Raw genomic sequence first — 6,002 nt, 5'->3', positions numbered from 1 at the left:
TGGCCGCCACCGGAGCCGAACTCCCGAACTGCCCAACGGCATGCTGGTCCTGGGCCGCAACCGCTCCAACATCGCCTTCCTCTACCAGGAGATCTTCGCCAACACCGAGTACGTCCGCGGCGGGATCCACCTCGACCCGGGGGCGGTGGTCATCGACGTGGGCGGACATGTCGGGTTGTTCTCCCTGTTCGTCACCCACCAGGTGCCCGACGCCCGCGTGTACGCCTTCGAACCGATCCCGGAGCTGGCCCGGTTGTACCGGCTCAACACCGCCCTGCACGGGGCGGACACGGTGCTCTCGGAATGCGGGGTGGCTTCGGAACCGGGGGTGGCGGAGTTCACCTACTACCCGGAGATGTCGATCATGTCCGGTCGGTTCGCCGACCAGGACGAGGAACGGCAGGTGCTGGAACAGTTCGTGCGCAACGAGCACGAGGAGGTCGGCGGTGACCAGGGTCTGGGGCAGCTGTTGTCCCACCGGTTGGCCAGCCAGCGGGTGCGGGCGGAGTTGACCACGATCTCGGAGGTGATCGACGCGCGGGGGTTGGCGCGGGTGGACCTGGTCAAGGTGGATGTGGAGAAGAGCGAGTTGGACGTGTTGCGGGGGGTTCGGGACGAGCACTGGCCGCGGATCGGTCAGGTGGTCGCGGAGGTGCATGACGCGCAGGGCCGGTTGGCGGGGGTGCGGGGTCTGTTGGAGTCGGTGGGGTTCACCGTGGTGGTGGACCACGCGCCGGATGTGGCCGACACGGGCTTGTACATGGTGTACGCGACTCGGCCGGGGTGGTCCACCGAACCCGCCACGCCCGTCGAACCCGCCACTGCTGGTGGTGCTGATCCTGGGGTGGGGCCTGGTGGTCGGGCGGTGCGGTGGTGGAACCCGGGGCAGTTGGTGGGGTCGGTGCGGGAGACCGCGCGGGAGGTGCTGCCGGAGCACATGGTGCCGGCGGCGTTCGTGGTGCTCGACCAGCTCCCCCTCACCGTCAACGGCAAACTGAACCAGCGTGCCCTGCCGGCTCCGGAGGTGGATGCGCTGTCCCAGCACGTACCACCGCGCACTGAGACCGAACAGCGGCTGTGCTCCGTGTGGCAGGACGTGCTCGGCGTGGAACGGGTCGGTGTGGAGGACGACTTCTTCGAACTCGGCGGCGACTCCATCCTCAGCTTGAAGGTCGTCTCGCGGGTGCGCTCCGAACTCGACGCCGAACTCTCCCCCCGCGCCCTGTTCGACCACCCGACGGTCGCCGAGCTGGCGGCCCTGGTCGCGGATGGTGCGACCGGAGCCAAGGTCGGCGCGGACATCCGCCCCGCCAACCGGGACGAACCGCTACCACTGTCCTTCGCGCAGCAGCGGCTCTGGTTCCTGGATGACTTCATGCCGGGAAGCGTGGAGTACAACGTGACCGGCGCGCTCCGCCTCACCGGCGTTCTGGACGTGGACGCTCTGCGCTCCGCGCTCACGGCGTTGGTGGCCCGCCACGAGTCGTTGCGCACCACCTTCGACTCAGTCGACGGCGCGGGGGTGCAGGTCGTGCGGGATCCGTTCGAGGTGCCGCTGCCGGTGGTGGACCTCGCCGGACCCCCCGTTCGGTCCTTGGACGAGCTGCTGCGGGCCGAGGCACACCGGCCCTTCGACCTGCGCACTGGCCCGCTGCTGCGGGTGTGCCTGGTACGCGAGTCGGACGAGGAACACGTGCTCGTCCTGGCGATGCACCACATCGTCACCGACGGCTGGTCGATGGGCGTCATCACCCGTGAACTGAACGAGCTGTACTCGGCCGAGGTCCGGGCAGTCCCGGCGTCCCTGCCGGAACTGCCCGCGCAGTACGCGGACTACGCTGTCTGGCAACGGGAGGGCGACGCGGCGGGCACGGACGAACAACTGGCCTACTGGCGGAACGTCCTCGCCGATGCCCAGCCCCTCACCCTGCCCAGCGACCGACCTCGGCCAGCCGTCCGGACGACGTCCGGTGCCCTCCATCGCTTCACGGTGCCCGCCGCACTGGTCGCCGAGCTCCGAGCCGCGGCCCACCGCCAGGGCGCGAGCCTCTTCATGGCGCTCACCACGGTCACCCAACTGCTGCTCGCCAGGTACAGCGGGCAGGAGGACGTGACCGTCGGTACCGTCACCTCAGGCCGGGAACGCTCCGAACTGGAGGGAGTGGTCGGGTTCTTCGTCAACACCCTCCCGCTGCGCACCGCGGTGCGGGAGACCCGCACCCTCACCCAGCTGCTCGGGGACGTGCGGGAGACGGTGCTGGGGGCGTTCGCCCACCAGAGCGTTCCCTTCAGCCGGCTCATCGACGAGTTGGCGCCGGAACGCGACACCAGTCGGACGCCACTGGTGCAGGTGGTGGTCATCCTGCAGAACATCCCTCCCGCCGATGTGGAACTGCCTGGGCTGCGGGTCGAGAGCGTCCCGGTTCCTCGGGAGGCCGCCCAGTTCGACCTGACCCTGGAGTTCCAGGAAGCCGCCGACGGCACCCTGACCGCCGCTGTCGAGTACAACAGCGACCTCTTCGACGCGGGCACCATCACCAGGCTCACCGGCCATTGGCTGGCGCTGGCCACCAGGTCCCTGGCCGCACCGGACCGCCCGCTGCACGAGATCGACACCCTCGACGCACCCGAGCGGGACAGACTGCTGGCCGAGTGGGGCCGGGACGGTTCGCCCACGGTGTCCGGGCGGTACGGGACCTCCCCATCCTTGATCGACCGGATCTTCGCGCAGGCCCTGCGTACGCCCGACTCGGTCGCTGTCACCGACTCGGAGCGAAGCCTCTCCTACGCGGAGTTGACCGTTCGGGTGGAGCAGCTCGCGGCCGACCTTCGAGACCGAGGGGTGTCCTCCGAGACGAGGGTCGGAGTCTGCCTGACCCGCTCGGTCGACCTGGTCGTCGCGTTGCTCGCCGTCCTCCGAGCCGGGGGTGCGTACGTGCCGCTCGACCCGGCCTATCCCACCGACCGGATCACCTACGTCGTCGCCGACAGCGGAACCAGGATGGTGATCACCGAGAACGCGGTCGCCGGCCGGATTCCCCCGGCCACCGATGTCGTGGTGCTGGACGACGCGAGGACCTCGGTGGCACTGGCGGCCAGGACCGGGTCGGTCGTAGCCGACGTGCCGGACGGCAGTGCCGCCTACGTCATCTACACCTCCGGGTCCACCGGTCTCCCCAAGGGCGTGGTCGTGGACCGGGCCGCGATGGCCGGCCTCGTGGACTGGGCCGCGACGACCTTCGGCACCGACGGCCTGGGCACCGTCCTCGGGTCGACCTCGGCGAACTTCGACGTCTCGGTCTTCGAGATCTTCGCGCCGCTAGTCGTTGGCGGCCGGGTGGACATCGTCCGGGACCTGGTGGCCGTGACCGAGCGGCCTTGGTCGGGAAGCCTGCTCAGCGGGGTCCCCTCGGCGATGGCCGGTGTGGTCGAGGCAGCCGGCGAGAACCTCGGTGCTGACCAGGTGGTCCTGGCGGGCGAGGCACTTCCCGTCTCCCTGCTGGACCGTCTCGGGCAGGTCCTGCCCGACGCTGTCGTCGCCAACATCTACGGTCCCACCGAGGCCACGGTGTACGCCTTGGCGTGGTACTCCGACGGCGACACCCGGCCGACGGGCGCCAGCGTGCCGGTGGGACGTCCCATCTCGGGCATCAGCGCGCAGGTGTTGGACCGCTGGCTCCGACCAGTCCCCGCCGGTGTGCCCGGAGAGCTCTACCTGGGCGGGGAGCGGCTGGCACGCGGGTACGCGGGCCGCGCCGGACTGACCGCGGCGAGGTTCGTCGCCGACCCCCACGGGGAGGACGGCGGACGTGTCTACCGCACCGGGGACGTCGTGCGCTGGCTCCCGGACGGAGTGCTGGAGTTCGTCGGCCGGGTGGACGACCAGGTGAAGCTGCGGGGCTTCCGCATCGAACCCGGCGAGATCGAGGCCGTCCTCACCGCCCAGCCGTCGGTGTCCCGGGCCGCCGTCATCCTGCGACGGGACCACCCGGACACCCCTCGGCTCGTCGCCTACATCGTTCCCGGCGAGGGGGACGTGCCGAACCCCGAGCTGCTCAGGGATCGAGTGCGCGGCGCGCTGCCCGAGTACATGGTGCCCTCGGCGTTCGTGGTGCTCGACGAGCTCCCGTTGAACGCCAACGGGAAGCTGGAGAGGCGCGCGCTGCCGGCGCCGGACGCGACCGCGTCCGGCGCGCACGTCGAACCTCGGAGCGAGATCGAGCGGACCCTGTGCCTCATCTGGACCGAGGTGCTCGGTGTGGAGCGGGTCGGGATCGAGGACAACTTCTTCGAGCTGGGCGGGGACTCGATCCTCAGCATCCAGGTCGTCTCGCACGCACGCCGGGCAGGCCTCGACATCTCCTCCCGGGATCTCTTCCTGCGGCAGACCGTCGCCGGGGTGGCGCTTTCCCTGCAGGAGGCTCGCGCCGCCAGGATCGAGATCTCGGCCGAGCAGGGTGTGGTGTCGGGTCCGGTGGGGACCACCCCGGTGTTGGAGTGGTTCTTCGCCACCCACCCGGTGGCCCCGCAGCACTTCACGATGTCGATGACCCTGGAGTTGTCCGCACCGGTCGGGATGCCGGTGCTGCGTGCGGCGGTGGCGGGTCTGCTGGTCCAGCACGACGCGCTGCGGATGGTGTTCGACCGGGCTGACACCGGGTGGCGCCCACGGCTGCTCCCGGATCTGGATCCGGACCTGGTGCTCGGTCGGGTGGAGCTGACCGAGACCGGCGGCTCCGGTGGTGGTGAGCAGGCGCGGGCGGTGTGGGAGGAGGCCCTGACCCGGGCCCAGTCCGGCCTGGACCTGCGGGAGGGCCCGTTGCTGCGTGTCCTGGCCGGTGTCCGTGACGGGGTGGTGGTCGAGGTCGGGATCGTGGCCCACCACGCGGTGATCGACGGGGTGTCCTGGCGGATCCTGCTCTCCGACCTGGGCACGGCCTGCCAGCAGGCCAGCGCGGGGCGATCCGTGGAGTTGGGCACGAAGACCACCTCGGTCGCGGTGTGGGCGGGGAGACTGGCCGAGCACACCCGCGCCGGGGGTTTCGACGACCAGGTGGAGCACTGGCGGTCGGTGCTCTCCGAGCCGGGAGACCTGGAGATCCCGGTGGATCACCCGGGTGGGGTGAACACCGTGGCTTCGCAGGCCAGTGTGACGGTGTCCTTGGACGCCGAGCGGACCGCGGCGTTGCTCACGGCGGTGCCGGGGCGGTTCCGCAGTCAGATCAACGACGTGTTGTTGGCCGGGTTGGGGCTGGTGCTGTCGGAGTGGACCGGTCGGGATCGGGTGGTGGTCAACCTGGAGGGGCATGGTCGGGAGGAGTTGTTCGAGGGGGTGGACCTCTCGCGGACGGTGGGGTGGTTCACCTCGATCTTCCCGGTGGCTCTGGAGGTGCCGGTGGGTGCTGGTTGGCCGGCGGTGATCCGGTCGGTGCGGCGGGGGTTGCGGGCGGTGCCGGATCGGGGTGTGGGGTACGGGGCGTTGCGGTACCTGTCGGGGTCGGGGTCGGTGGGGGCGGTTTTGGGGTCGGGTCCGGATCCGGTGTTGAGTTTCAACTACCTGGGGCAGTTCGAGGTGGGTGGAACTGGTGCTGGGTCTGGTGGGTCGGGTGTGGGGGTGTTCTCGGGTGTGGTGCCGGTGCGGGGGCAGGATCATCATCCGGGGGAGGAGCGGTCGCATCTGGTGGATGTGGTGGGGGCGGTGCAGGACGGGCGGTTGACGGTGACCTGGTGGTACTCGTCGGGGGTGCATGACCACGACACCATCCAGCGACTCGCCGCGCGGCTGGTCGGTGAGCTGACGACCCTGGTGGAGCTGGTGAATCCCCCGGAATAGAAGCGGCGACCCAGCCCCTCAGGTCTGTTTTGGCCCACGTCGAACACGGCTTCGCCGTAGTCGAACCAATGTTTGGCTGTGCGTAGGCTCGAATCGGCAGTTGCCAGGACAACCGCGGGGCGCGGAAACATACGCGCCCCGCGGTAGCAGGCTGTGATTACTGGGGGGA

1 protein-coding gene is annotated in these 6,002 nt (G+C 70.1%); it reads left to right on the top strand.

Annotated features, from left to right (window positions below; genetic code table 11):
- The first annotated feature begins 40 nt into the window (after positions 1–40).
- Positions 41–5,833, top strand: coding sequence for a non-ribosomal peptide synthetase (locus C1701_RS25470; protein WP_103056779.1), 5,793 nt, complete (start codon positions 41–43; stop codon positions 5,831–5,833).
- Positions 5,834–6,002 lie beyond the last annotated feature (169 nt).

The organism is Actinoalloteichus sp. AHMU CJ021 (assembly GCF_002895405.1).
GTDB classification, from domain to species: Bacteria; Actinomycetota; Actinomycetes; order Mycobacteriales; family Pseudonocardiaceae; genus Actinoalloteichus_B; species Actinoalloteichus_B caeruleus.
Note: the sequence above shows the minus strand (reverse complement) of the source record. Positions and strands in the feature narration are given on the sequence as shown.